Raw genomic sequence first — 24987 nt, 5'->3', positions numbered from 1 at the left:
CGAAATAAAGGAGGAGGGCGAAGCCCGGGGGACATTCGCGGAGGGGAGTACCCGGTGGCCTGTGCACGCACCCCGAACGAACAGCGCCCAGTAAAAACCTCACACAGTCAAAGAACGCGCATCCTGCACAGCACGGTCAAAAGTGATCGGCCCCCGCATCCAGTCAGCCGCACGCTCGGCAATCATGATCGTCGGCGCGTTCGTGTTCCCGCCTATCAGCGTCGGCATCACCGAGGCGTCGACCACGCGCAGGTTCGCGATGCCGTGCACGCGCAGCTTCGCGTCGACCACGGCCATGGCGTCGGTGCCCATCTTGCAGGTGCCCACCGGGTGATAGATGGTGTCGGCGCGCGCGCGGATGTGCCGCTCCAGCTCTTCGTCGGTCTGCACGTTCGCGGTGTAGAGCTCGCTGTGCCGGTAGGGCGCGAGGGCAGGGGCGCGCAGTATTTCGCGCATCTTCTTCACGCCCTGCAGCAGCAGCGCCACGTCCTGCGCGTCGGACAGGAAGCGCGGGTCGATGCGCGGCGCGGATGCCGGGTCGGCGTCGTGCAGCCGCACGTCGCCACGCCCGTTGGGCCGCAGCACGCATGCGTGGCACGAGAAGCCGAAGCCTCCGTGCAGCTTGCGCGCATGGTCGTCCACCAGGCTGATCACAAAATGCAGTTGCAGGTCGGGCCGGCGCAGCTCGGGTGACGACTTGATGAAAGCGCCGCCCTCGGCAAAGGGCGTCGAGATCAGGCCCTTGCCCGTGCGCCGCCACTGCGGAATGGCCTTCACGAAATTGAAGAGCCCCGCGGGCCCCAGTCCGGGCAGTCCCTTGGCCTTCGTGCGATAGGACAGGATGAAATCGACATGGTCCTGCAGATTGCGGCCCACGCCCGGCAGCGCATGCCGCACCGCGATGCCGTGGCGCTGCAGTTCCTGCGGGTCGCCGATGCCCGAGAGCATCAGCAGCTGCGGCGAGTTGAACGCGCCGCCGCACAGCACCACCTCGCGCCGCGCCGAGAGCGTTTCGATGTTGCCGCCCCGGCGCACTTCGACGCCGGTGGCGCGCCGGCCGTCGAGCAGCACGCGCTGCGCCTGCGTGCCGGTCAGTACCGTGAGGTTGGGCCGCGTGCTCATCACCGGATGCAGGTAGCCCGCAGCGGCCGAGCAGCGCTCGCCGTTCCTGTCGCCGCCATGGAACTGCGTGACCTGGTAGAGCCCGGCGCCTTCCTGCACGCTGCCGTTGAAGTCGTCGTTGCGTGGAATGCCGCACTCCATGGCGGCGCGCACGAAAGCCTCCGTGATCTCGCGCGGCGACTGCTGGTCCGCCACCTGCAGCGGGCCGTGCGCGCCGTGCATGGCGCTCTCGCCGCGCTGGTTGCCCTCCGCATGCTTGAACCACGGCAGCACGTCGTCGAACGACCAGCCCACGCAGCCGGCGCGCTCCCAGTCGTCGTAGTCGTCGGGGTGGCCGCGCACGTAGAGCATGGCGTTGATGGCGCTCGAGCCGCCGAGGCAGCGCCCGCGCGGCTGGTAGCCGCGGCGTCCGTTCAGGCCCGGCTGCGGCACGGTCTGGTAGGCGTAGTTGTTGATGCGCGGGCGCCCCGACAGCATGGCCGCCGCGCCGGCCGGTGCCCGCACCAGCACGCCGCGGCCGTCGCCGCCGGCCTCGATCAGGCAGACCTGCACGGCGGGGTCCTCGCTGAGCCGCGCGGCCAGCGTGGCGCCGCCGGACCCGCCGCCCACGATCACGTAGTCGAATTCCATGGCGTGTCTCTTCCTTTTGTTATTTGCCGCCTGCGCTCGCTCGGTGGAGCGGACGAATGCGACTGTAGGAATGAACGCGGGGGCGGGGCTTGGCGTTTTCCCTCAGTGCGGCAGGCCCAGGCCAACGGCCTGCAGATAGGCCTCCAGTGCCTCGATGCGGGCCGAGGCCACGATGGCGCCGACATAGCCGTCGGGGCGCACCAGCACCCAATCGCCGGGCATGGGTTCGTAGGCTTCGCGGAAGTGGCCGCCGTCGTCGTGCAACTCGCCCGCGTCGCCGAAGGTATGAATGTGCAGGCCCGATCGTGGCGCGATGCCGCGGCGATCGGTCTCCCAGCCCAGCAGGGTCCAGTGCGCACCCTTGAACAACTGGAACAGGCGCATCGGTTGTCCGGCGGCGCCGCGCACCGGCGCATCGGGCGCGCGATCGCCCGCGCACAGACGGCTGCCGGCGCGTTCCGGCTGCTCCATCGCCAGCGACGACCCGGGGTAGCCCAGGTCGAGCTGATGCACCTCGCGTCCGCGCCGCATGTCGCCGCGCTTCGCATCGACGAGCAGCTTCGTGGAGAGCCCGAGCACTTCCGCCGCAACCGGGCGACGCTCTTCCTCGTAGCTGTCGAGCAAGGTCTTGGGAGCGCCAGCTGCAACGGCCGCCAGTTTCCAGCCGAGGTTGCAGGCGTCCTGCACGCTGGTGTTCAGTCCCTGGCCGCCCGTTGGTGGATGGACGTGCGCGGCGTCGCCGACCAGCAGCACGTTGCCTGCCCGGTAGCGGTCGGCCAGGCGAGCGTTCATCTGAAAGGCCGAAGCCCACGAGACCGAGTGGATCCGGATGTCGTTGCGGCCGGTGCGCGCGGCAACCATGGCAGAGAGGCCCTGCGCAGAAAGATCGATGTCGCCTTCCAGCGGTATCGGCGCCTGCAGCTGGAACAGCTGCGTTCCGGCGAGTGGGCAGAGGGACATCTGCGCATCCATCGAGCCCTCGTTGAAACGGTGCCAGACTTCGCGCTCCAGGCCGGACAGCACGACATCGGCCACCACCGCGCGCACGCCCAGCGTCTTGCCAGGAAAGCCGATGTCCAGCGCATGCCGCACGAAGCTGCGGCCACCGTCGGCGCCGACGAGAAAGCGCACGCGAAGCGTCTCTTCGCCTGCCGCACTGGCCAGCCGCGCGGTCACGCCGCTTTCGTTCTGCTCGAACGCCACAAGCTCGCAGCCGAATGCCGGTCGGTGTCCGAGCTCGGCCAGCCGCTCGCGCAGCACGCCTTCGGTGAGGAACTGCGGCACCATCAAAGGAATGCCGTAGGGCTCCGCTGGCGTCGGTGGCGTATGCGTCATCACCGGCGAATCGACATGGCTACCGTCGGGGTGGTATTCCCGCGAGGGCGGATACAGGCCGCCGGCTGCAACGACCCGGTCGAGGATGCCCATGTCCTCGAAGACTTCCTGCGTTCGCGGCTGGATTCCCTTGCCGCGCGAGCCCTGGAAAGGCGCGTCCATCTTCTCGATGAGTCGGAAGGAAACACCCCGCCGCGCGAGGTCGATGGCGAGCGTGAGACCGGCTGCGCCGGCGCCGCAAATGAGTACGTCCGTGGAAAAGTCCTTGGTCATAGCAAGCTCCGATGTGTGTAATATGCACCTATTAGGAGCGGATGCTATGCCAAAGAAAATAAATGTGCAAGATGCACATATCTCCGCGCAGCTGCGCGCGTTGCACGGTGCGTTGCTCACCGTGGTGAGCGTCATGAACCGTCCGCAGCGAGACGAGGCGATGGTGCGCGAAGCGGGCATTTCTCTCGACCGCGCGTTGTTCCCGCTGCTGGTGGGCATCGAACGGGTCGGGCCCATCGGCGTGGTCGAACTCGCCGACCGTGCCGGGCGCGACCACACGACGGTCAGCCGGCAGGTCGCGAAGCTGGAGAGCCTGGGCTTGGTCGAGCGCCAGGGCGGCGCGCACGACCGGCGCGTGCGCGAGGCGGTCGTGACGCCTAAAGGCAAGGCGATGACCGATACAGTCGATGCGGCGCGCGAACGGCTTGCGCGCGGCATCTTCGACAAGTGGGAGCCCCAGGATTTCGAGGACCTGGTGCGGCTGCTGCAGAAGTTCGCGGCGGACATCGACGGCGCACCCGCGGGCGGGAAGTGACTGCGCGCAGGGATGAGCCGGAACTGCTATCGGCTTGCGGCCAGAATCGGCGGATGCCCTCCACGATTCTGCTGATCGACGACCACGCCATGTTCCGCGAGGGCCTGCGCCTCGCGTTGCGGGAGGCGCAGCCGTCGATGACCATCGAAACCGCCAGCACCGGCAGCGAAGCGTTGCAGGCATTGTCTGCGCTGCCCGTGCTCGATGCCGTCATGACCGACTACTACCTGCCCGACCTTGGCGGTGCCGCGCTGGTGCAGCAACTGCACCGGCGCAGGGGCGGGCTGCGAATCCTGGTGCTGTCGGCCTCCGAAGATCCGCATGACGTGGAGACCGCGCTCGAGGCCGGCGCGCAAGGCTTCGTCCACAAGTCCGCCGACAGCCGGCAGTTGCTGGATGCGCTGCGCCGTGTGGTCGGCGGCGAGCAGAACGTGGTGCATGTGTCGCCACAGGGCGCTTCGCCGCTGCCGGTGCTGTCGATGCCGACCGACAGCCTGAGCCAATTGACCGCGCGGCAGACCGAGGTGCTGCACCTGCTGTGCGAGGGCCTGCGCAATGCGCAGATCGCAGAGCGGCTGGAGACCTCCGAGAAGACCGTCAAGGCCCACATCTCCGCGATCTTCGCGGCGCTCGGCGTGTCCAACCGCACGCAGGCCACGATCGTGGCGCGCCGCGCCGGCATGCTGGGCAAGCCACGCTAGGCAGCGCGGCGCCCCTTTCCGTCGGCCGCCTTTACCCGCGGTTCACCCGGCAGACAACTTGTGCCGCCCCGCACGTGGCTCAATCCGGCCTCATGCATTCGGACGCAACGGTATTCACGGAGATGCGCTTCTGGGGCCTGGTGCTCTGCTCGCTGGTGCTGCCCACCGCCATCTTCATCATGCTCTTCGTACGGCGCGAGTTCTCGAAGGTCACCGTGCTGGGCTTCGGCCTTCTGCTGATCCTGCTGGCGGGCGTGGACATCTTCCTGCTGCGCGCTCTGGCCACCATGGCCCGGGCCACGCCGTCGCTGGCCGACGACCTGGTGTTCTCGTCGGCGCTGTCGATCGCGCTCTATATTTTCCCGGCCGCCTTCGGCACCTTCGGCCTCAACATGGTCTCGCATGTGCTCATGCACTACCTGAAGCAGAAGGAGCTGCGCTTCGAGCGGCACCAGATGCCGCAGCACCAGCGACCGACCGGCACGCCTTCGCGGACTCGCGCACTGGCCGTGCGGCGGATACGGCCACAGGCCGATGGTGAGGAAGATTCCCGACCCGATGAATCCCCCGGCCGTGCGCCTCGCTCGCGCTGGCTCCACGCCAGCCCGGGCGTTCGCCGGCGGCGCGGCGCCGTGGCGCGCCCGCCAAGTGCATCGAGATCTTCGTGAGCAGGAACAGCATCAACCCGGCTCGGCCTCTCGAGGCCGGGCGTTCCCGTCGGCCGCGAGCAGCAGCCTGTCCACCCACTCGCGCAGCGCATCCACTTCCACCGGCTTGTGCAGGATCGGAATGGAACGCGCGGCCGCCTCGATGAGGCGCGCAGGATCGGTGTCGCCGCTCACCAGCAATGCGGGAATCGCAGAGTCGTTGTATTCCTCGTGCAAGCGGTCGATGGCCTCGATGCCGGTCTCGTGATCGCGCAGGCGATAGTCGCTCACGATCAGCCCGGGCTTGCCGGGTACCTCGGCTATCTGCTCGACCAGTTCGTCCGGCCCGGCGGCCGCGATCACGCGATGCCCCCAGCTTTCGAGCAGCAGCCTCAGCCCTTCGCGGTTCTGCGCGTCGTCGTCGATCACCAGGATCAGCTGCCCCGTGGCCGGCTTCGCGTGCGCGTGCGCGTGCGCTTGCGTGGCGGCTGTCACGCCGCCCTCGGCACCGGTGATGTCCGGCGCCGATGCCTGTTGCTGCGCATCGACGCTCAGCATGAAGACCGTGCCGCGGCCCTCGGCCGAGTGCAGCGACAGCGGGTGCCCCAGCAGCGCGGCGGTGCGCCGCACGATGGCGAGGCCCAGGCCCAGCCCCTTGCCGCGGTCGCGCTCGGGATTTCGCAGCTGATGGAACTCCCAGAAGATGCGTTCATGCTCGTGCTGCGGAATGCCCGGGCCGGTGTCCCAGACCTCGATGCGCACCGCGTCGCCGCCGCGCCTGCGGCAGCCGATCAGCACGCGCCCGTGTGGCGTGTGCGCTATGGCGTTGCTCACCAGGTTGCGCAGGATGCGCTCCAGCAGCATCGGGTCCGAGCGCACGAAGGCGGCGCAGGACCGCACTTTCAGCACCAGTCCCTTCTGCCGGGCCTGCGGCGTGTATTCGGTGCGGATCTGGTCGAGCAACCGGTCGAGCGAAAAACCCTGGATGCGCGGATGGATCACGCCCGCATCCAGCCGCGAGATATTGAGCAGGGCATCGAACAGATGCCCCATCGCGGCACTGGCCTTGGTGATGTTGTCCAGCAGGTAGCGGCCATGCGACGACAGCCGCTCGTTTGCCAGCAGGCCCAGGAAAAGGCTCATCGCGTGGACCGGCTGCCGCAGGTCGTGGCTCGCCGCCGCGAGAAAGCGCGACTTCTCCAGGTCGCTGCGTTCGGCGGCTTCCTTTTCAAGGCGCACCTGCTGCAGCAGCGCCAGGTTCTCATAGCCCAGCCGCAGCGCGTTCAAATGCGTGCGGTTCATGCGATGGATGAAGGCGACAGTAGCCACCAGATAGGCCGCGCCGCTGGAAACCAGCGCCAGGTTCACCGCCGAAGGCTGCGCCGCTAGCGCGATGAAGGTCGGCGCAAAAGTCGGCACGACGAACGCATACACGGCGGGCAGCACCATGTAGTTCGAATAAGTGGCGCCGGTGCCCAGGCCGAGCAGTATCACGAGAAAAAAGAGTTGGTACTCCAGCGGGACGAAGAAGGTCCAGTAGGCGAACGGCAACCCCCACAGGATGCCCGACGCGATGTTGCCGAACACCATCTGCCGCAGCCATCGCTCGCCCGCCCCAGGGCGGCTGCGCGTCCGCGCGTAATACAGCATCGCGCCGAACCGGAAGGCCGCGACGAGCAGCGTTGCCGAAATCCATGCGGCCACCTGCGTACGCGGCACGACCGCCAGCATCACGTACGCCACCACGCAGGCCGAGATGACAGAGCCGGCCAGCGCGAACGGGAAGCTGCGCAGGAGGACGGAGAGTTGGACTTCGAAGATGCGTTCGGATTCGGACGGGGAGGAGGGGGCTGTCATGCGCGGTCGGCGTGGAGATCGGACTTCGAATCCAAGAGACTATCTCCGCAGTTGAAAACTACGGAGCTCGAACAATCGGGGGAAGAAGAGTGCAAAAAGCGTGTTCAATCTTTCTGGGGTCGGTGCTTGCCTTTAATATGGAAGGATAAACTTTTATCTTTCGTTGACCCGTGGTGAAACTCATCATGCGCAATGAATTTTCTTCATCATAGAAAAACAGGCCATCCAGCCCGTCGCGAACATTGGCATCCGGGTCTCTGAAAGATCGCAATATAAGGCTTAACTCCTTGAACGATGAGTTGTCTCTTTCGATGAAGACTCTTCTTGTTAATTCTGTTGGAATTTTCAATTGGCGGCTGTTCAGATATAGGAGAGAGTCGTTGTTTTCCCATTCTATGTTGCAGGTCGAATCGATTCGATTGCTGTTGGCGAAACTGTCGATTATTTTTGAAACGGCCTTTCCATTCGCGGTTGTTTCAAGGTTGATCCATGCTGCGAAGTGATCGCTTCTGCTCCCCGCGAAGGAATTCACGGAGAAGAACAACATGATCGAGATGAGCCATGCTGCCGTAGCGCAGTGGCTGGATTTGGGTTTTGAATTCATAACTTTAATTGGTTTTTGTTTTGTGATCTTTGCCCTTCTCACGGGGAGGTACGCCAATCAATTTATTCAAGTCGTCGACATCTAGCTGATCCAGCCCGGGCTCCGCCAGATCTTTTTGGGCTTGGCTGAAGTAGGAAACCGGTACGAAGTATCGTAAAAACTTGGAATGCTTGACCGTCTTTTTAATTTTTCTCCCATCCTTTCCATGGGTTTCTACAGTTTGTAGCAGCGACATGTTGAATGGGGAAAACTTGATCTTGTCGTCCTGATTCCCTCCGAGCAGGATGAGGTTTCCCGGCCCCTCCTTGCCATACGCGAAGCCTACGTGGTATCCGTGCCCGCTTCTGTATGTAGCAACCGCAATGGCTCCGTATATTGGCTTATCCAATTCCACGAACAAGGGGTTCCTTATCTTTTCTTTTTCGTCCATTTCGTAGAAGCCGTGAGCACGGCCGAGAGTGGCTCGGCGGTCTCGAAAGCCGGTGTTAGTTACCGGATAGCCGGATTTCGACAGGCACCAGTTGGCAAAGGCGGCGCACCACGCCATGTTCGAAAGAGATCTGGATCCATCTCCCACTTCAACGTGGTAGTCGATCTCCTTTTCAATCACTTCCTCTCGCTGTCCATATCTGAGCTTGGCTTCTGCAATCGCTATAGCCATCCATGGTGCTCGGCCCGGTATTGGATGGATCAATGCCAAAATCTTTCCGACTCCTTCTTTGGAGCGTACCGAATCCGAAACACCCTGGCCGAGCAATGGTGCTGGCGGCGGGGAATTCAATGCTCTGGAGGTTTTCGGCAAGGGGGCCGGGGCTGTCGACGACCATTTTTTGGTAGCCGAGGGCGCTGTTGCTGATGGACTTTTCTTGCTGATCCCGCTGATCAACAGCACTTCACCCGGGTAAATTCTGTCGCCGTCTAAATTGTTGTTGGCTTTGATGGCGGCAGTGCTGGTGCGGTAGAGCTTCGCAATCTTGGAAAGATTGTCTCCGGGCTGGACCACGTACCGGATCGATTTTTCATTTGCCATCGTCGAGCTATTGATCTTTTCCGACCCCGCAACGCCCTTCCATTTCCTGAACTTCGCCAGCAGGTTGAAATCCTTGCCCGTCTCGCCGCCGACAGATCCAATCTGCACCGGCTCCTTGGCTTTGGGACTGATCACCTTGACGGCCACGGTCGAGCTGTCCGCCGGATGAATCACCGGAGGAAACCGCCCGGTGGCATCCGACTTCAACCTCTCCTCGCCGTTTTCCCTCTGCAGAATGATTTCCGCATCAGGCAGGGGCTGGCTGCCATCCGTCGCATTGATCCTGCTCACGGCCACCCATGTCTCCTTGCGGGTTTCCGGCCGTGCGTGAAAGCCTTCGATCGTCGCGATGCTGTCGACGATCTTTTCAATCTCGGCGCCGGTGCATTCGTTGATCTTCCTGTTGGCCGGGATGCCGCTCGTCCTGAGCAGGTCGTCGATGTATTTCTCGGTGTTGTTCTCGTGCTTGGGCGCGTAGTCGGGAATGGCCTCCGGAACGGTCCGTTCGCCGTGCATGCGCTTCAGGTTCGCCTTCAGCTCGGCTCGACCCGCGTCTTCGTCGGGGAATATCAGGAATGTCCTGCCCGACCGGGTGGTGGCGAACCCGACGTAGCCCCGCGCTTTTTTCGGCGCAGGCAGGCCGTTCACCATCCGGGCTGTCAGGTCCCCGGGGTTGTTGATGCGCCATGGCAGCGTTCCGCCCGAGCGCAGCAGGTGCCGGCCGTCTTCGCAGATGAACTCGGCGACTTCGATGTTGGGGTGGTAGGTGGCGGATATCAGCTTGGGCATGGTCGTTTTTTGCTGTTCAGGCCGGCCCGTTCAGGTAAGCCTGCACGGAGGACTCGGAAAGAAAGTGGTCGGGGCCCGCAATGCCGCCAAGAGGTGCGTACTTCGAGCCCTCGAGATCCGGCGGGTCGTCGTCCAGACCGTCGCTCTCCTCGGGCCCGGCCGCATCGGAGTCGTCGTCACGCGTGCGGATCGTCGGAACCTCGCTCCAGTCCCAGGCCTCCTCGCCCACGATCAGCACGGCCTCGTCGGGCGTGTCGAATTCGATCCGGGGCAGCCGGCCGTCCTCGGGGATGACGCCTTCGGCCCTGGTCTGCTGCTTCTCGTCGACGATCCGGTAGGGCAGGCCGGTCATGGCCATGTGCCCGAACACTTCGTCGCTGCCCAGCGGCGCGAAGCGCACGCTGTACCTGTCGTCGAGGCTCACGCCTTCCATTCGCTGGAGCTTGGCCATGTCCATCGGGCCGGCGTAGCTGTGGGTGCGCGCATGTTCACGCCACAGACCTTGGGTGCCATGCACGATGCCGGCGCGGTTCCACTTGGTGAAGCTGCCGCCGCCGCTGACCACGATCTCTTCCCGGGCGGTGATGCTGATCCGGTCGGCCTCCTGCTTGATGTCGAGCTTGGCCAGCAGGTTGATGCTGTTCTGCAGGGCGACGATGTCGATGCCGGCGGTGGCGGCTGTCAGGCGGATGGCCTTGTGGGCGAAGAGGCGCGCGGCTTCCCTGACGCTGACCAGGAAGCTCCTGCCCGCGCTGATGCTGGTGTGGCCGCCGCTGCTCAGTGCGTTGTGCGTGATGCTGGCGATGTGGGTGGCGCCGACCGCGGTGCTCTGGATGCCGGCCGCGCTGGCGAGCACGAGGTGCGGCTCGCGGAGCTCGGGAAACGTGCCGTGTTGCGAGCCGCCCTTGATGGCGTCGTTCTGTTCCTTGAGAGCTTGCGTGACCGCGTCCTGGTCGCCCGCTTCGTGCGCCTTGGCCTCCTGCGCGGTCCGGCTCTGGCGCTCGTGCAGGTCGCGCGCCGCCGTCAGGCGGGCGACGGTCTCCCCGAGGTCGGTGATGTGCGCTTGCGCATCGGGGCGCGCCTCGGTGGTGAGCAGCAGTCCCTTGGCGGCGCGAACCGACGCATGGCCGTCCGTGCGCAGTTCCGCGCCTTCGCCCCGGTCATCCGCGCGGCCTTCCGTGCCGTCGATGCGCCCGATGTGGCCAAGGCTCAGGCTGCTGCAGAGGTGATCGCTCTTGAGTTGCGCCTGGATCTTGCCGGGGTGGTCGTCCAGTGCCAGGTGGTTGCCGCGCGCGCCGCCTGCGCGGCCCGAGCCGTCGTCGGCACGCAGTTCGCGGCTGCGGATGCCTGACAGGTTCGCCTGGTCGGGCAGGCGCCATGCAGGCATGTTCGTGGCGTTGAACACGCGCCCGGTGACGATGGGGCAGTCGGGGTCGCCGTTCAGGAAATCGACGACGACCTCATGCCCGACGCGGGGCAACGCCGCCGTGCCGAAGGTGTCGCCCGCCCAAGACATCGACACGCGCACCCAGCAGCTGGAGTTCTCGTTGCGCGCGCCAAGGCGATCCCAGTGGAACTGCACCTTGATGCGGCCGTGCCGATCGGTCCACGTCTCTTCGTTCTTCGGGCCGACCACGATGGCTGTCTGCGGCCCGCGCGTGCGAGGCCTCGGCGTGACGCGCCGGGGCCGCCATGCATGGTCGGCAGGTTGTGCTTCGAAGGCAAAGCGTTGGACGGAACCTTCGCCGGCACCCGCGCCTTCGCTGGCCTGGATGTTTTCCTGCAGTTCGTATTCGACGCGGGTCAGCAGGTACTTGCGGTTCTGGTCGTCCCCCGGGTGATTGGCGAGTTCGAAGACATGGCCCGGCGCCAGTTCGCGCCTGTTCGAGCGCCCGCTTGCAATGCAGCGTTCGCTCAGCTGCTCTTCGGTGCGAATGCGCGTGTGGATCTCGCCGTCGTCGTGCTGCGTGTAGCCGCCGGGCCATTCGTAGCATTCGAAGTCGTCGTGCGTGTGCCCGGCTGGCGCTTGCCGCTGGCTCGAGAGATCGGCCGCGGGCTTGAGAAAGTCGTAGTCGTCGGTGAAGTGAAGGCCGGAGCGCACTTCTTCACCGGGCCTCCATTCGAAGATGCGCTCGCCCGGGTTGGCGCGGTTGCCGCCGGTCATGCCCGCCTTCTCCGATGGATGAAAGCGCACCGTCTCGCCGCCCGGCAGCGGGTCGTGCGAGGCTGCGATGTCGTCGGCGAACACCAGAACATGGCGCTGCGCCTCGTGCCTGAAGTAGTAGCAGATGCCTTCCAGTTCGCACAGGCGAGAGACATACGAGAAATCGCTCTCGTGGTACTGAACGCAGTAGTCCCGCACCCGGTATTCGCGGCTGAGCCTTTGCTCCACCGGATAGCCGTAGCGGCCGAGCACTTCGGCGAGGATGTGGGGAACCGACTTGTCCTGGAAGATGCGGAAGTCGCTTCGAAGCGTTGCGAGCCACAGCCACGGGCGCAGCCTCATGCGGTAGAAGCTCTGGCGGGCGTCCTCTGCGGCCAGCCCGAAGAACGCGGTGATGCCGCCCAGGTAGCGCGTGCCGCCGCTCTCGGTCTGCACCGCCACGGTGGAGGGCTTTCCGAGCAGCATCTTCGCGTCGATGCCGTTGCTGTTGCCGAGCAGGTCGACTTCGAAGTCGTAGAGCCGGCTCAATGCCTCGCGCCCCGCCAGCCGGTGAAACTGGAGCGCCTCTCCCAACGGCGTTTGAATGGTGACCCGGCGCGTCATGGCAAAGCCGGGCCATCGAAGATGGACATTGGTGGTTCCTCCCTGATATCGCGGCCGCTTCAGTCGCAATCGGCCATTGGTTTTTGCGGAGTATGAAAGCGCTCGGGGTTTCCCCGGTGCCCGTTGCGAGATACGCCGCGGATTCGTGAATGAGTACACGTGCCTGTGTGCGCCTGCAAGCATTGGCAATCTGTGTGAGCCGAATGTGCGCGGGGCGGCAAGACGTGTCGCGTGCTCATGGTTTTCCCGAAGCTGGTGCATGCGCTCGTGCCGCATGCACCGCAATGTCGCTGGGCGCGCGCGAGGGGAACTATTTTTTAGTTCGCCCGTTGCGAAAAACGGTGCTTGGTGCGCGCGCACCGCACTCCTAGCATTCGCCTCGCTGCCTCACATGCCTTCGTCCGCATCGCAAGGCGGCACACAAGAGCCGAACGACTTCACCTCATCGCATCGAAGAAAAGGAATCCGACATGGCCAACCTCCGCGACCCGGGTCGCCGCAGCCTTCTCAAGACGTCGCTCATCGCGGGCGGGCTCTCCGCCGGCGGACTGCTCTCTGTCGACGCCTTCGCTCAGGGCAAGGCGCGCATCAACATGCAGCTGGGCTGGATCGTCGGCGGCAACCAGATCGGCGAAGTGGTCGCCAAGCGCATGGGCTTCTACGAGCAGGAAGGCATCGACTTCGCGATCCAGCCCGGCGGCCCGAACATCGACGGCGTGGCCATCATCGCCTCGGGCCGCTACGAGGTGGGGCAGGTGTCGTCGAGCCCGTCGATCATGCTGGCGGTGTCGCAGGGCCTGCCGATCAAGTGCTTCGCGGTGGGCGCGCAGAAGCACCCCTACACCTACTTCTCGCTCGCCAGGAACCCGGTGCGCAAGCCGGCCGACCTGATCGGCAAGCGCGTGGGCATACCTTCGACGGCGGCCATTCTTCTGCGCGCGCTGCTGGCCAAGAACAAGATCGCCGAGAAAGACGTCAAGGTGGTCTCCATCGGCGCCGACATGTCGCCGCTGCTCACCGGCCAGGTCGACGTGGTGACGGGCTGGCTCACCAACACCACCGCCATCAAGGTGCTGGGCCCCGACATCGCCTCGCTCACGCAGTGGGATGCGGGCGTGCGCCTCTATGCGCTGCCTTACTACGCATCGACCAAGACGCTGGAGACGCAGCCCAAGGTCATCGAGGCCTTCCTGCGCGCCACCGCCAAGGGCTGGCATTACGTGCGCGCCAACCGCGATGCGTCGGTCGACATGCTGGTGAAGGAGTACCCGAATCTCAAGCGCGAGGACGAGCGCGTGGCGGTCGACGCGATGCTCGAATACGCCTTCGGCGGCCTCGCGCAGACGCAGGGCTGGGGCGCGATGGACCCGGCCGTGTGGCAGGAGCAGATCAACACCTACGCGGAGCTGGGCCAGTTCACCGCGCGCACGCCGAAGGTGGAAGACGTGATCTCGCTCGACGCGCTCAAGGCCACCGCCGCCGCGCGCGCCATGAAGGGCTGACGCGCCATGGCCGCCGTTCTCAGTACACCGCCCGCCATCGCCTGCCGCGACATCGGCGTGCGCTTCTTCACCGAGCGCCGCGACGTCACCGCCATCAAGAGCCTGGACCTCGACGTGGCGCAGGGCGAGTTCCTCACGCTGCTGGGCCCCTCGGGCTGCGGCAAGTCGACCTTCCTGCGCGTGGTGGCCGACCTGCTGCAGCCGAGCAAGGGCCGCATCGAGGTGCTGTCTTCCACGCCGCAGGCCGCGCGCAAGAACCGCGACATCGGCTTCGTGTTCCAGGATGCGGCGCTGTTGCCCTGGCGCACCGCGCTGCAGAACGTGGAACTGCCGCTGCAGGTGGGTGGCGGCGCAAGCCGCAAGGGCCGCCGCTCGCCGCGGGAGCTGCTCGAACTGGTGGGCCTGAAGGACCGCCTGAACGCTTTTCCGCACGAGATGTCGGGCGGCCAGCGGCAGCGCGTGTCGATTGCGCGCGCGCTGGCCAGCGACCCCAAGATCCTGCTGATGGACGAGCCCTTCGGCGCGCTCGACGAGATCACGCGCGACAGGCTCAACGAAGAGATCCTGCGCGTTTGGCGCGAGACCGGCGTGACCATCCTCTTCGTCACCCACAGCATCCACGAGGCGGCCTTCCTCGGCCAGCGCGTGCTGATGCTGGCCGCCAACCCCGGCCGCGTGCGCGAGATCGTGCCGGTGGAGCTGCCCGCCGAACGCACGCTCGAAGTGCGCGAGACCCCCGAGTTCGTCCGACTCACGAGCCACCTGCGGCGCGTGCTGGAAACCTGCTGAGGCCGAAGCCATGAATACCCGTTCCATCGATACGACCGTGCCTGGGGCGCCGGGCGCCATCGGCGCGCCGCCCTCGGCCGATCCTGAATACCTCGTCTGGGCCGCCGCCCGGCAGAAGCGCATCTGGCGCCGCCGCATCCTGCCGGCGCTGGGCATCGTTGGGCTCATCGCCCTGTGGTGGCTGGTGATCGTCGCGTTCGGCGTCAAGCCCTTCATTGCGCCCACGCCGTGGGCCGTGCTGGAAACGCTGTACGCCAAGCGCGACGTGCTGCTCGACAACCTGCTGCCCACGGCTTTCGAGGCGGCCGGCGGCTTCTTGCTGGGCAATCTCGCGGCCATCGCCGTTGCGACGGTCTTCGTGCACAACAAGACGCTGCAGGACATCTTCTTTCCGGTGGTGCTGATGTTCAACGCCGTGCCGCTGGTGGCCAAGGCGCCGGTGCTGGTGCTCATCATGGGCAACGGCGTGGAGCCGAAGATCACCATCGCCGCGCTGGTGTGCTTCTTCCCCACGCTGGTGAACATGGTGCGCGGGCTGGAGTCGGTCAACCCGCAGGCGATGGAACTGATGCGCGTGCTGTCGGCCAGCAAGACCGAGATCTTCTTCCGCCTGCGCCTGCTGAACGCGTTGCCCTACCTGTTCTCGGCCCTGCGCATCGCGGCGTCGATGTGCGTGATCGGCGCGGTGGTGGGCGAGTGGGTGGGTGCCACGGTGGGCATCGGCGCCATGATTCTGCAGGCCACCTTCAACTTCGATTCGCCGCTGCTCTACGCCGCGATCGTGATGAGCGCAACGCTCTCGGGCCTGTTCTTCCTGCTCGTGACGCTGGCCGAACGCTGGGTCATCCGCTGGCAGCCGGAGGCCGCGCCCTGACCGTTCGGGCGCATTCCAAAAACACAACCAGACATTTCAACAGGAGATTTCTATGAGCCGTATTGGCGACTGGATGCAGGAGCCCGCGCACGACGTTCGCGTGGCAGCCGAATCGGACGTGGTGGTGGTCGGCGGCGGCCCCGCCGGGCAGGCTGCGGCTTTGGCCGCCGCACGCAACGGTGCGAGCGTGACGCTGCTGGAGCGCTACAACCACTTGGGCGGCCTGGCCTCGGGCGGCATGGTGCTGGTGCTGGACGACATGTGGGACAGTCACCAGCAGGAGATTTCGGTGCGCGGCATCTGCCTGGAGATGATCGAGCGCATGTCCGCGCTCGGCCTGGCCGAGTACCCGCGCCAGCAGGACTGGGGCACGCTGCCCGAATCGGTGCGCCGCTGGAAGCGCTGGGGCACCTACGACTTCCACAGCAAGGAGAAGCCGCACCCGATCTGCTTCGCCGCCGCCTTCGACCCCGATGCGTGGAAGCGCACGTCGCTGGAGATGGTGCTGCAGGCCGGCATCGACCTGCGGCTGCATTCGTGGTTCTCGCGCACGCTGGTGGAAGACGGCAAGGTCAGGGGCGTGGTCTGCGAAACCAAGGGCGGGCGCGAAGCCATCCTGGGCAAGGTGGTGATCGACACCACCGGCGACCTCGACGTGGCGGCATCGGCCGGTGCGCCGCACATCAGCGGCAGCTACATCGTGACGACGGTGTTCCGCCTCGGCGGCGTCGACACGGAAGAAGCCGAACGCTTCGAGCGCGAGGAGCCCGCGGCCTGGCAGGCGCTGGACCGCGAGATCAAGCACATGCTCGGCGGCGCCTGGGAAGCATGGTGGCTCAAGACGCCGCTGCCGGGCGTGGTGTGGTGCAACTGCCCGCACATGCCGGGGCTCGACGGCCTGAAGGTGAGCGACCTGACCCGCGCCGAGGTGCAGGGCCGCGCCACCATCCACAAGGTGATCGAGTTCGTGCGTGCCCATCTGCCGGGCTTCTCGAAGTGCGTGCTGATCGACATGGCACCGCAGACCGGCATCCGCCAGACCCGACTGCTCGAAGGCGCCTACGTGATGACCAAGGAAGACGTGGCCCAGCGCACGCGCTTCGAGGACAGCGTGGCGCGCGGGCGCGACTACTACTACCCCTACCGCACGCTGCTGCCGCGCAGCGTCGAGAACCTGCTGGTGGCCGGGCGCCACTACTCGGCCACCTCGGCGGCGCAGAAGATCTCGCGCGAGATTCCGCCCTGCATGGCGATGGGCGAGGCCACCGGCACCGCCGCGGCGCTGGCCCTGAACGCCGGCGTGACGGTGCGCGAGGTCGACATCGCGAAGCTGCAGAAGACGCTGCGCGCCCAGGGCGCCGACCCCGGCGACCAGAAGGGGCCGAACGCCGACGTGCCGGCCATCGCCCGTTCTTTCGCGAAGGAGGCCGCATGACGACCGCTGCCGATGCACTGCCGCTGGACGGCATCCGCGTGATCGACTTCACGCAGGTCATGATGGGCCCGGTCTGCACGCAGATGCTGGCCGACCATGGCGCCGACGTGATCAAGGTCGAGCGCAAGGGCGCGGGCGACCTGAGCCGCTCGACCTTCGCGCCGGTGGCGGGCGAGGACAACCCGATCTTCTGCAGCCTCAACCGCAACAAGCGCAGCGTGGAAATCGACCTGCGCGACGCGGCGCAGATGGAGCTGGTGAAGGCGCTGATCGCCGGCGCCGACGTGGTCACCAACAACTTCCGCGCCGGCGTGATGGAGCGGCTGGGCCTGGGCTACGAGGAATGCAAGCGGCTCAACCCGCGCATCATCTACGCGGTGGGCACCGGCTTCGGCGAGACCGGCCCCTATGCCCACAAGGGCGGCCAGGACGTGCTGGCGCAGGCGCTCACCGGCGTGATGGCGCGGCGCGCCGACGCCTCGGTGCCGGTGTCGATCTACCCGACTGCGCTGGCCGACTACACCGCCGGCATGCACATGGTGCAGGGCATCCTGCTGGCGCTGCTGCAGCGCGAGCGCACGGGCGAAGGGCAGAAGATCTCGGTGTCGCTCTACAACTCCATGCTGGCCATGCAGATGCAGGAGGCGGCCATGGTGATGATGGAAGACTCCGAGGTGAACTGGGCCGCCATGCCGCTGTCGGGCGTGTTCGACACGCAGACCGGGCCGCTGGTGCTGGTGGGCGCTTTCAAGGCCAACCCGCTGCGCGACATCTGCACCGCGCTGGGCATCGAAGACCTGTCGCTCGACGCGCGCTACGCCACGCTGTCGGCGCAGTTCGCCAACAAGGCGGCGCTGCACGCGATCTTCCACGAACGATTTGCGAGCAACACACGCGAGCACTGGCTCGCGAAGCTCGAGGAGCAGGACTTGCTCTCCGCCCCGGTGCGCGACATGCGCGAGGCGCTGGTCGATCCGCAGACGCTGCACAACGCGATGATCCTCGAGGGCGGCACGCCGTCGGGTCGACCGCTGAAGTTCATTGCCAGCCCCATCCACATGTCGGGCGCCAGGGCCGGCCTGCGCCGCGCGCCGCCCAGGCTCGGGCAGCACACGGCCGAGGTGCTGGCCGAGGCCCGCGCGCTGATCGAGGAGGCCGATGCATGAGCGTGCTCTACGAAGTCATCGACCACGTCGCCACGGTCACCATCGACCGGCCGGATGTGCTCAACGCGGTCGACCTGCCGACCGAGGCCGAATTGCAGCGCATCTGGAGCGACATCGAGTCGCGCAGCGACATCCGCGCCGTGGTGCTGACCGGCGCGGGCGAGCGCTCGTTCTGCGCGGGCGCCGACCTGAAGAACACCTCCAACCTCAAGGGCGTGGACTACTGGGCGGCGGCGCGGCCAGGCGGCTTCGGCGGCATCGCGCTGCGCGAGACGCTAGACGTGCCGGTGATCGCGCGCGTCAACGGCCTCGCGCTGGGCGGCGGCTTCGAGATGGTGCTGGGCTGCGACATCGTCGTGGCCTGCGAGGAGGCCAGCTTCGGCCTGCCCGAGCCATTGGTCGGACGGCTCCCGCTGGACGGCGGCATGCTGCTGCTGCAGCGCCAGATTCCCTACCGCCAGGCCATGGGCATGATGCTCACCGGCCAGCGCGTGAAGGCGCAGCGCGCGCTGGAAATGGGCCTGGTCAACGAGGTGGTGCCGCGCGCCGAGCTCGACACGGCCGTCAACCGCTGGGTGCAGCAGATGCTGGCATGCGCGCCGCTGTCGCTCAAGGCCATCAAGCAGGTGGTGCGCCGCACCGGCACGCTGGCGCCGGCCGAGGCGCACCGCGTGCGGCTGCCGGCGCTGGTGGCGGCACTGCAGTCGCAGGATGCCGACGAGGGCGTGCTGGCCTTCCAGCAGAAGCGCAAGCCGCAGTGGCTGGGCCGCTAGGCCGGCCGCGTCAGCGAAGGTACGTGCCATGCCCCACGTCATCACCGGCGCCTGCATCGACATCAAGGACGGCGCGTGCGTCAAGTGCTGTCCGGTCGATTGCATCTACGAAGGCGAGCGCACTCTGTACATTCACCCGGATGAATGCATCGACTGCGGCATTTGCGTGTCCGCCTGCCCCACGCAGGCGATCTACGAAGACCTTCGGCTGCCGCCCGAAATGGCACATTTCACGGCCATCAACCGCGAGTTCTTCGCGGCCGGCGTCAGCGGGCTGGGCTCGCCCGGCGGGGCGGCCGACACCGGGCCGGTGGCCTGCGACCACCCCGGCATCGCCCTGGAGCGCGCGAGGCCGGCCGGATGAGGCCTGCGCGCGAGGGAGGGCCGGCTGATGCACGCCAGCATCCTCAAATACTTCATCGAAGTGGCGAGCTGCGGCTCGGTGCGCAAGGCTTCGGAGCGGCTCTACGTCGCGGCGAGCGCGGTCAACCGGCAGATCCACAAGCTGGAAGACGAGCTGGGCGTGGAGCTGTTCGACCGCATGCCCAACGGCCTGCGCCTGAATGCGGCCGGCGAGCGCCTGCTCAAGCACGCGCAGGAAACGCTGCACCAGTACCAGGTGATGCGCACCGAGCTCGACGCGCTCAAGGGCGAGCGCACCGGCCACGTGAAGGTGGCCGCCATGGACTCGTTCTTCGAGGAGCTGCTGCCTTCGGCGGTGGAAGACTTCCTGCAGGTGTTCCCGGCCGTCACGTACACCATCACCGCGGTGCAGCCGATGGACGTGCCCCAGATGGTGATGTCGGGCCAGGTCGACGTGGGCATGACCTTCGTGAGCCGGCTGCCCGGCGGCGTGGCGGCGGTGGCGCTGGCCAACCTGCCCATCGGCGTGGTGATGCCGCCTGGCCATCCGCTGGCCAACCATGCGCGCGTGTCGCTGAAGGAGTGCGCGCGCTATCCGTTCCTGCGATCCAGCTCGCACCCGGTCATCAGCGCCGCGCTGTCGCCCGAGTTCGCCGCGTTCTGGGACGACATGGAGCCGGCCGCCACCTGCAATTCGACGCCCATGCTCAAGCGGCTGATCATGGCCGGCAAGGGCATTTCGTGCTTCTCGAAGATCGCCTTCATCGAAGACCTCAAGCGCGGCGACCTGATCTGGCGGCCCTTCGAGCTGCCGGCGCTCGACCAGCTGCAGGTCGGCATCGTGGTGCCGTCGCAGCGGGTGCTGCCGCACGTGACGCAGAACTTCGTCGGCCGCATGGCGCGCCGGCTGACCCAGCTGGAGATCGCAGCCGCCGCCGTGTGAACGCGGGTGGCGGGTGCGCCCGTTTTTCAACCCAAGGAGACACGACGACATGAACGATCTGAAGGACAAGGCGGTACTGGTCACGGGCGCGAGCACGGGCATCGGCGCGGCGGTGGCGCGCGCGCTGGGGCAGGCCGGCGCGCGGGTGGCGGTGCACTACCGGGGCAGCGCAGACGAGGCGCGCAACGTGGCGCGCGACATCGAGGCCGCCGGCGGGCGCGCGCTGCTGGTGCAGGCCGACGTGACCGACACCGCCGCCGTCGACCGCATGGTGAAGACGGTGCATGCCGAGTTCGGCCGCATCGACGTGCTGGTCAACAACGCGGGCGGCTTCGTGAAGCGCTCGCCCATCGTCGATGCGGACGACGACTACATCGACGCGGTGTTCCGCCTCAACGCGCGCTCCGTGGTGGCGGTGAGCCGCCGCGTGATTCCGCTGATGGCCGCCGGTGGCGGCGGCGCGATCATCAACGTGACCACGCAGGCCGCGCGCACCGGCGGCGGGCCGGGCGCGGGGCTCTACGCGGCGTGCAAGGGCTTCGTGTCGACCATCACGCGCACCATGGCCAAGGAACTGGTGAAGGAGAAGATCCGCGTCAATGCGGTGGCGCCGGGCGTGATCGAGACGCCTTTTCACGACGGGCATTCGAGCCCCGAGGTGCTGAAGAACTTTGCCAATGCCATTCCCATGGGGCGGCTGGGCACGGCCCAAGAGTGCGTCGGCGCCTTCCTGTTCCTGGCGAGCGAGGCGGCCAGCGGTTATGTGACCGGGCAGGTCATCGAGGTCAACGGCGGGCAGGTGATGCCCTGACGGCCGTGCGCGCCGCTCAGCTCAGGTCGACGTAGCCGCCCAGCTTGCCGCAGTGCAGGCAGCCGAACACGAACACCGCGAAGCTGCGTTCGCGCGAGGGCGTGTCGAGCAGCCATTGCCAGCCTTCGCCGGCATCGAGGTGCGCGTCGTCGCAGGTCTCGCGCACGAAGTCGGCGGCCGGCTCCGACGCCAGCAGCGCGCGGTCGACGTGCTCGATCTCGCCGAGGAAGCGGCCGGCGTCGTTGCAGTGCGCCCACCATCGCTCCTGCTGCCAGCTGAAGAAACTGGGCGTGCGTTGCGACACTTCTTCGATGACGCGCATGGGCAGATCGACCTCGCCCATGCCCACGCCGGCCGCGTCGTTGAATTCGCCGTCGAACTTCGCCGCGGCCGAGCCGTCGGCGATGCACCACGGGCAGAAGTGCGATTCGTCGCCGATGGCGTAGAAGCTGCCGTCGTAGATGTAGCCGGTGGCCTGGCCGCAGCACTGGCAGGTTTCGCCGGACGTGCGCATCACGCCCGATTCGAACGGATCGGCGTAGTAGCGGAACACGGGCAGCGCACGCGAGGGGTCGGGCTGCACTGCCTCCGGCACGCGGGCCTGGTCGATGGCCGCCTGCAGGTCACAGGCATACGGCGCAGAAAATTCACCGGTGTGCACGTCGAACAGCAGGATGTCGTCGGCGATGTTGCCGCTCGCGGGGTCGCGGCGCACGAAGAGCTGGCGGTACATCGAGTAGTCGTGCGCAATGCTGATGCCGTCGCGCGGAAAGCGCGCGTCCTGCAGCGCGAGCCGTGTGTAGTGGAGAACATCTTCGGCGGTGCGCTTCATCTGCTTGCGGTCGCTGGCGTCGAAGACCGGATGCAGCTGCCACTCGGCATCGCGTTTGCGCGGATCGCCGAAGCTGCCGCCGTTGGACGTGGCATAGCAGCCTCGCAGGATCGGGGGCAGGGCGGCGCCCAGTTTTTCTTCGAGCGCGCGCAGTGCGCTTTCGGGTGCGGGTGGGGGCTGAGTGTGTCGATTCATGGAGACGAATGAAGGACCGGGTTGCAGTATGCCGAACACCGCGCGGCCCTTCGAACGCCTTCTAGAATCGTCCTCGCATTTCTTCTTGCGGCTGCATGCGGCTCGCCCGGAGCGCAACGCTCCTCCTCTCGTTTTTTTCCTTTTGATGCCTTCCAGATTCCGACTCGCTCTTTCTTCCTTTTTTCTTACCCTGTCCGCTGCCACCGTCTGCGCCGCATCCACGCCTCAGCTCGTGCGCGTGCCCGAAGCCGAGTCCGAGCGGGCGACGCAAGCTTCCCAGGTTCCCGCGCTCGACCGCGCCGTGACCGACTTCGCCGGCCTGGCCTCCGGCTCGTATTACTGGCCTGAAGGCCTGCTGGCAGAACAGCTGATCGCGGGACTGGCATCGCGGCGCCACCGGCAGCAGCAGGCGCTGCCGGACGGCAAGCGCCTGCTGTCGTCGTACCGCTTGCCCAACGGCGGCAGCGAGCGCTCGGCCCTGCTGGTGGACGACAGCAGCGGCGAAGTGCTCGCCGCCGCGCTGGCGCACCGCGAATGCGGTGTGAAGTCGTCGTCCACCGGTTGCCGCGACGACCAGCACGCGGTGCTGTCGATCTTCCTGCGCCCCGGCATCGATCGCGCACAGGCGCAGCCGCTGGTCGACTGGAGCCGCACGGTGCCGAAGGAAGACCTGGACTCCGGCAAGGAAGAGAAGTTCGAGAAGACCGAGTACACGACCATGGACGCCGCGCACACCAAGGCCCGGCCGGTCGCACGACCGAAGGGCTTTTCGCAGGCCGTGCCGCTGTATCCGAGGGCTGTGCTGCACTACACCGGCCAGGACGCCCTGAGCGACGCGAAGGCCAGGCGCGTGCTGCGCCTGCAGACCGTCGACACCGTGGCGCAGGTGCTCGACTTCTACAAGAAGCTGTCGCCGCCGCTCGAGGGCATGCAGTCTGAAGCGGACGAGCGTTCAGGCTACGTGCTCGGCAGCCTCAAGGGCACCGCCTTTTCCGTCAACGCCAAGGTGCCGCGCGACATGCCGGCCATCACCAACATCGAAATCGAGATCGCCGAATGAGCGCGCTGTTTCCAGGGAAGGCACTGGCCTCGCTGCTGCTCGCCTGCACGCTCGGCGCCTCCGTGCACGCGGCGCCCGTCACGACCGAACTGCCTCCGCCCCGGCTGAAGCTCAGCGAACAACCCAAGATCCGCAGCGCCGTGACTGCCATGGTCGGCTATGCGCGCGGCAGCTACACCGATGGCGACAGGCTCATCGCGGCGCAGGTGCTGGACGGCATGCGCTCGCGCTTCGACGTCACGCGCACCGTGTGGCCCGACGGGCGCACGGTGATCGCGTCGGTGAGCGGCGAAGGCCACGGCGAGGAGCGCTCCGCGCTGCTGCTCGACGGCGAAGGTCGCCTGCTGGCGATCGGCCTGGTCAACGGCCACTGCCGCGATTCCACCAAGCGCGACGAGCCCAAGGTGTGCAACCCCGACCCCCAGGCCGTGCTGACGATCTTCCATCCCGCCGACGCCAGGCCGTCGGATGCCGAGCCGCTGATCGCATGGGCCAGGACACTGCCTTCGTACCACGCGCTCATGGCCGAGAGCGATGACCCCGCCGAAGCAGCGGCCGCGCAGAAGATCGCCACCGTCGAATACATCGCGGGCCAGCCGACGGCGCCGGGCTGGCGCGATGCGGAGCTCCCGGCGGGTTTTCCGGCTTCGTTGAAGCCGCTGCTCGTGCAGGCGGGGGAAGTGAACAGCACCGCCAGCGCCGGCAAGATCGTGATACCCAAGGGGCTGGCCGGCAAGCCGATGTACACCGACCGCGAGAACGCCGAGCTCAAGGGCGCCCGCTGGCCCGATGCCGAGGTGACGCTGCGCAGCTACGCGGCATTCGACGACCTGGTCGCCACCTACCGCGAACTGGCCAAGGGCGCGACCCTGGAAGCCGGCAACAGCGAGCGCGAGGCCGTGTTCAGCGGCACCGACGGCGCGGGCCGCTACACCGTGCGGCTGCGCGATGCGAAGGAAACCGGCGTGTTCATCACGGTGTCGAGCTGGAAGCGCAAGTAGCGATGCGCAGCCAGGGCCAGCGCGACTGGTAGTCGCGCGCCTTCGCGTTGAACATCTCCGGCATCGGCAGCAGCGGATTCATGCGCAGGATGCCGGCGGCCAGGTCATCGAGCCCGTCGGGCGCGTAGAGCGAGCCGTCGGCCAGGTCCATGCCCACGCGGGTGCAGGCGATGAGGTAGCGGTCGATGCCGTCGCGCGCGGACTGCAGGCGCGGATACGGCGCCTTGAAGCGCTGTTCGTACCAGAGGTGCACGCGCGCCTGGTTCTTGACCTCGACGGTCGCGCCCAGGTCGGTGACGGCTTCGTGCACGCGGCGGATGACGGCGTCTTCAGCCTCCCATGACAGGTCGCTGTCGTCGAAGTAGAAGACGTCGTAGTCCTTCACGCCCCAGCCCGGCGGCCGGCCGGCAGTGTGGTTCCAGGTGGCCTGGAACAGGCAGCCGGCGGTGAGAAAGCCCTGTTTCAGGCCGAGGCCGGGGAGGCGTTTTGCGAGCGCCGCATTGACGGGGTCCCGCATCGCTTGCGCGATGAGGCCGCCGGGCGTCAGCGCCAAGGCGATCAGCCGATCTCGGCGATCAGTTCGATTTCCACGCAGGCGCCCATCGGGATCTGCGCCACGCCGAAGGCGCTGCGTGCATGCGCGCCCTTTTCGGGGCCGAAGACTTCGGCGAAGAACTCGCTCGCGCCGTTGGTCACGAGATGCTGTTCGGTGAAGGTGCCGACCGAGTTCACGAGGCTCATCACCTTGACGATGCGCTTGACCTTGTTCAGGTCGCCCACGGCGGCGTGCAGCGTGCCCAGCAGGTCGATGGCGATGGCGCGTGCGGCCTGCTTGCCTTCCTCGGTGCCGATGCTGGCGCCCAGCTGGCCGGCCCAGACCTTGCCGTCCTTCTTGGAGATGTGGCCCGAGAGGAACACGAGGTTGCCGGTCTGCACGAAGGGCACGTAGGCGG

At 66.7% G+C, this 24987-nt stretch carries 23 protein-coding genes; 14 read left to right on the top strand and 9 right to left on the bottom strand.

The window, feature by feature from the left end; genetic code table 11:
- Positions 1-99: 99 nt before the first annotated feature.
- Together AC1RVW_RS28065 and AC1RVW_RS28060 are read right to left on the bottom strand one after the other, a co-directional pair.
- Entirely contained in the window at positions 100-1752 is a 1653-nt protein-coding gene (locus AC1RVW_RS28065; protein WP_493203886.1) for a GMC family oxidoreductase, read from the bottom strand.
- A gap of 102 nt (positions 1753-1854) precedes the next feature.
- Positions 1855-3360 carry an FAD-dependent oxidoreductase gene (locus tag AC1RVW_RS28060; RefSeq protein WP_493203884.1) on the bottom strand — a complete coding sequence of 502 codons (1506 nt, stop codon included), beginning with the start codon at positions 3358-3360 and terminating at the stop codon, positions 1855-1857.
- 46 nt (positions 3361-3406) lie between these two features.
- On the opposite strand from AC1RVW_RS28060, the gene AC1RVW_RS28055 reads away from it, so the two are divergent.
- From AC1RVW_RS28055 to AC1RVW_RS28045, 3 genes are all read left to right on the top strand, one after another.
- Positions 3407-3895, top strand: a complete 489-nt coding sequence (locus tag AC1RVW_RS28055; RefSeq protein WP_493203882.1) for a MarR family winged helix-turn-helix transcriptional regulator — start codon at positions 3407-3409, stop codon at positions 3893-3895.
- Positions 3896-3948: 53 nt separating this feature from the next.
- Complete coding sequence (locus AC1RVW_RS28050) at positions 3949-4596, top strand: response regulator transcription factor (RefSeq protein ID WP_493203880.1); 648 nt, start codon at positions 3949-3951, stop codon at positions 4594-4596.
- Between the two features lie 92 nt (positions 4597-4688).
- A complete protein-coding gene (locus AC1RVW_RS28045) occupies positions 4689-5264 on the top strand; it encodes a hypothetical protein (RefSeq protein ID WP_493203878.1) in 576 nt (191 codons plus the stop codon).
- Between the two features lie 12 nt (positions 5265-5276).
- On the opposite strand, the gene AC1RVW_RS28040 is transcribed toward AC1RVW_RS28045, so the two are convergent.
- The 4 genes from AC1RVW_RS28040 to AC1RVW_RS28025 are packed head-to-tail and all read right to left on the bottom strand — an operon-like array spanning position 5277 to position 12290.
- Positions 5277-7100, bottom strand: coding sequence for an ATP-binding response regulator (locus tag AC1RVW_RS28040; RefSeq protein WP_493203876.1), 1824 nt, complete (start codon positions 7098-7100; stop codon positions 5277-5279).
- Positions 7101-7158: 58 nt separating this feature from the next.
- On the bottom strand, positions 7159-7704 hold the full coding sequence (locus AC1RVW_RS28035; protein WP_493203874.1) for a hypothetical protein: 546 nt from the start codon (positions 7702-7704) through the stop codon (positions 7159-7161).
- Positions 7705-7708: 4 nt separating this feature from the next.
- The gene (locus tag AC1RVW_RS28030) at positions 7709-9523 is read right to left on the bottom strand and encodes a LysM peptidoglycan-binding domain-containing protein (protein WP_493203872.1); all 1815 of its coding nucleotides are present in this window, start codon (positions 9521-9523) and stop codon (positions 7709-7711) included.
- Between the two features lie 16 nt (positions 9524-9539).
- Positions 9540-12290 carry a type VI secretion system Vgr family protein gene (locus AC1RVW_RS28025; RefSeq protein WP_493203870.1) on the bottom strand — a complete coding sequence of 917 codons (2751 nt, stop codon included), beginning with the start codon at positions 12288-12290 and terminating at the stop codon, positions 9540-9542.
- A gap of 470 nt (positions 12291-12760) precedes the next feature.
- Here AC1RVW_RS28025 and AC1RVW_RS28020 point away from each other — a divergent pair, with 470 nt between their 5' ends.
- From AC1RVW_RS28020 to AC1RVW_RS27980, 9 genes are read left to right on the top strand one after another with little or no spacing between them, the layout of a single operon-like run.
- A complete protein-coding gene (locus AC1RVW_RS28020; RefSeq protein ID WP_081267183.1) occupies positions 12761-13792 on the top strand; it encodes an ABC transporter substrate-binding protein in 1032 nt (343 codons plus the stop codon).
- 6 nt (positions 13793-13798) lie between these two features.
- Entirely contained in the window at positions 13799-14581 is a 783-nt protein-coding gene (locus AC1RVW_RS28015) for an ABC transporter ATP-binding protein (RefSeq protein WP_493203868.1), read from the top strand.
- Between the two features lie 10 nt (positions 14582-14591).
- Positions 14592-15455 carry an ABC transporter permease gene (locus tag AC1RVW_RS28010; protein ID WP_493203866.1) on the top strand — a complete coding sequence of 288 codons (864 nt, stop codon included), beginning with the start codon at positions 14592-14594 and terminating at the stop codon, positions 15453-15455.
- A gap of 52 nt (positions 15456-15507) precedes the next feature.
- Positions 15508-16890 (top strand): FAD-dependent oxidoreductase, encoded by a 1383-nt coding sequence (locus AC1RVW_RS28005; protein ID WP_106933954.1) that lies wholly within the window; start codon positions 15508-15510, stop codon positions 16888-16890.
- Positions 16887-18056 carry a CaiB/BaiF CoA transferase family protein gene (locus tag AC1RVW_RS28000; RefSeq protein ID WP_493203864.1) on the top strand — a complete coding sequence of 390 codons (1170 nt, stop codon included), beginning with the start codon at positions 16887-16889 and terminating at the stop codon, positions 18054-18056. Before AC1RVW_RS28005 ends, AC1RVW_RS28000 begins: the two co-directional genes overlap by 4 nt.
- A complete protein-coding gene (locus AC1RVW_RS27995; protein WP_285409728.1) occupies positions 18053-18829 on the top strand; it encodes an enoyl-CoA hydratase-related protein in 777 nt (258 codons plus the stop codon). Before AC1RVW_RS28000 ends, AC1RVW_RS27995 begins: the two co-directional genes overlap by 4 nt.
- A gap of 28 nt (positions 18830-18857) precedes the next feature.
- A complete protein-coding gene (fdxA, locus tag AC1RVW_RS27990; protein ID WP_285409730.1) occupies positions 18858-19193 on the top strand; it encodes a ferredoxin in 336 nt (111 codons plus the stop codon).
- Positions 19194-19220: 27 nt separating this feature from the next.
- The gene (locus tag AC1RVW_RS27985; RefSeq protein ID WP_106933957.1) at positions 19221-20135 is read left to right on the top strand and encodes a LysR family transcriptional regulator; all 915 of its coding nucleotides are present in this window, start codon (positions 19221-19223) and stop codon (positions 20133-20135) included.
- 49 nt (positions 20136-20184) lie between these two features.
- Positions 20185-20946, top strand: coding sequence for an SDR family NAD(P)-dependent oxidoreductase (locus tag AC1RVW_RS27980; RefSeq protein WP_493203861.1), 762 nt, complete (start codon positions 20185-20187; stop codon positions 20944-20946).
- A gap of 16 nt (positions 20947-20962) precedes the next feature.
- Here the strand turns inward: AC1RVW_RS27980 and AC1RVW_RS27975 are convergent, their stop codons facing one another.
- Positions 20963-21973: a CbrC family protein gene (locus tag AC1RVW_RS27975; RefSeq protein ID WP_493203859.1), complete on the bottom strand. Its 1011-nt coding sequence runs from the start codon at positions 21971-21973 to the stop codon at positions 20963-20965.
- A gap of 232 nt (positions 21974-22205) precedes the next feature.
- On the opposite strand from AC1RVW_RS27975, the gene AC1RVW_RS27970 reads away from it, so the two are divergent.
- Complete coding sequence (locus tag AC1RVW_RS27970) at positions 22206-23033, top strand: hypothetical protein (protein ID WP_493203857.1); 828 nt, start codon at positions 22206-22208, stop codon at positions 23031-23033.
- On the top strand, positions 23030-24034 hold the full coding sequence (locus AC1RVW_RS27965) for a hypothetical protein (protein ID WP_493203855.1): 1005 nt from the start codon (positions 23030-23032) through the stop codon (positions 24032-24034). The genes AC1RVW_RS27970 and AC1RVW_RS27965 overlap by 4 nt, the downstream gene beginning before the upstream one ends.
- Here the strand turns inward: AC1RVW_RS27965 and AC1RVW_RS27960 are convergent.
- The gene (locus AC1RVW_RS27960) at positions 24006-24587 is read right to left on the bottom strand and encodes a nucleotidyltransferase family protein (RefSeq protein ID WP_493203853.1); all 582 of its coding nucleotides are present in this window, start codon (positions 24585-24587) and stop codon (positions 24006-24008) included. The genes AC1RVW_RS27965 and AC1RVW_RS27960 overlap by 29 nt on opposite strands.
- Before the next feature lie 5 nt (positions 24588-24592).
- The coding region (locus AC1RVW_RS27955; protein WP_493203851.1) for a RidA family protein at positions 24593-24987 on the bottom strand (395 nt) is incomplete at its 5' end.

The organism is Variovorax sp. MPBD4-3, assembly GCF_058809745.1.
Note: the sequence above shows the minus strand (reverse complement) of the source record. Positions and strands in the feature narration are given on the sequence as shown.

Coding starts and splice junctions, on each gene's coding strand:
- AC1RVW_RS28040 (WP_493203876.1), bottom strand. CDS start 7,100: ATGACAGCCCCCTCCTCCCCGTCCGAATCCGAACGCATCTTCGAAGTC.
- AC1RVW_RS28035 (WP_493203874.1), bottom strand. CDS start 7,704: ATGAATTCAAAACCCAAATCCAGCCACTGCGCTACGGCAGCATGGCTC.
- AC1RVW_RS28060 (WP_493203884.1), bottom strand. CDS start 3,360: ATGACCAAGGACTTTTCCACGGACGTACTCATTTGCGGCGCCGGCGCA.
- AC1RVW_RS28015 (WP_493203868.1), top strand. CDS start 13,799: ATGGCCGCCGTTCTCAGTACACCGCCCGCCATCGCCTGCCGCGACATC.
- AC1RVW_RS28030 (WP_493203872.1), bottom strand. CDS start 9,523: ATGCCCAAGCTGATATCCGCCACCTACCACCCCAACATCGAAGTCGCC.
- AC1RVW_RS28010 (WP_493203866.1), top strand. CDS start 14,592: ATGAATACCCGTTCCATCGATACGACCGTGCCTGGGGCGCCGGGCGCC.
- AC1RVW_RS27975 (WP_493203859.1), bottom strand. CDS start 21,973: ATGAATCGACACACTCAGCCCCCACCCGCACCCGAAAGCGCACTGCGC.
- AC1RVW_RS27985 (WP_106933957.1), top strand. CDS start 19,221: ATGCACGCCAGCATCCTCAAATACTTCATCGAAGTGGCGAGCTGCGGC.
- AC1RVW_RS28025 (WP_493203870.1), bottom strand. CDS start 12,290: ATGACGCGCCGGGTCACCATTCAAACGCCGTTGGGAGAGGCGCTCCAG.
- AC1RVW_RS27965 (WP_493203855.1), top strand. CDS start 23,030: ATGAGCGCGCTGTTTCCAGGGAAGGCACTGGCCTCGCTGCTGCTCGCC.
- AC1RVW_RS28065 (WP_493203886.1), bottom strand. CDS start 1,752: ATGGAATTCGACTACGTGATCGTGGGCGGCGGGTCCGGCGGCGCCACG.
- AC1RVW_RS28020 (WP_081267183.1), top strand. CDS start 12,761: ATGGCCAACCTCCGCGACCCGGGTCGCCGCAGCCTTCTCAAGACGTCG.
- AC1RVW_RS28000 (WP_493203864.1), top strand. CDS start 16,887: ATGACGACCGCTGCCGATGCACTGCCGCTGGACGGCATCCGCGTGATC.
- AC1RVW_RS28045 (WP_493203878.1), top strand. CDS start 4,689: ATGCATTCGGACGCAACGGTATTCACGGAGATGCGCTTCTGGGGCCTG.
- AC1RVW_RS27980 (WP_493203861.1), top strand. CDS start 20,185: ATGAACGATCTGAAGGACAAGGCGGTACTGGTCACGGGCGCGAGCACG.
- AC1RVW_RS28055 (WP_493203882.1), top strand. CDS start 3,407: ATGCCAAAGAAAATAAATGTGCAAGATGCACATATCTCCGCGCAGCTG.
- fdxA (WP_285409730.1), top strand. CDS start 18,858: ATGCCCCACGTCATCACCGGCGCCTGCATCGACATCAAGGACGGCGCG.
- AC1RVW_RS28050 (WP_493203880.1), top strand. CDS start 3,949: ATGCCCTCCACGATTCTGCTGATCGACGACCACGCCATGTTCCGCGAG.
- AC1RVW_RS27995 (WP_285409728.1), top strand. CDS start 18,053: ATGAGCGTGCTCTACGAAGTCATCGACCACGTCGCCACGGTCACCATC.
- AC1RVW_RS28005 (WP_106933954.1), top strand. CDS start 15,508: ATGAGCCGTATTGGCGACTGGATGCAGGAGCCCGCGCACGACGTTCGC.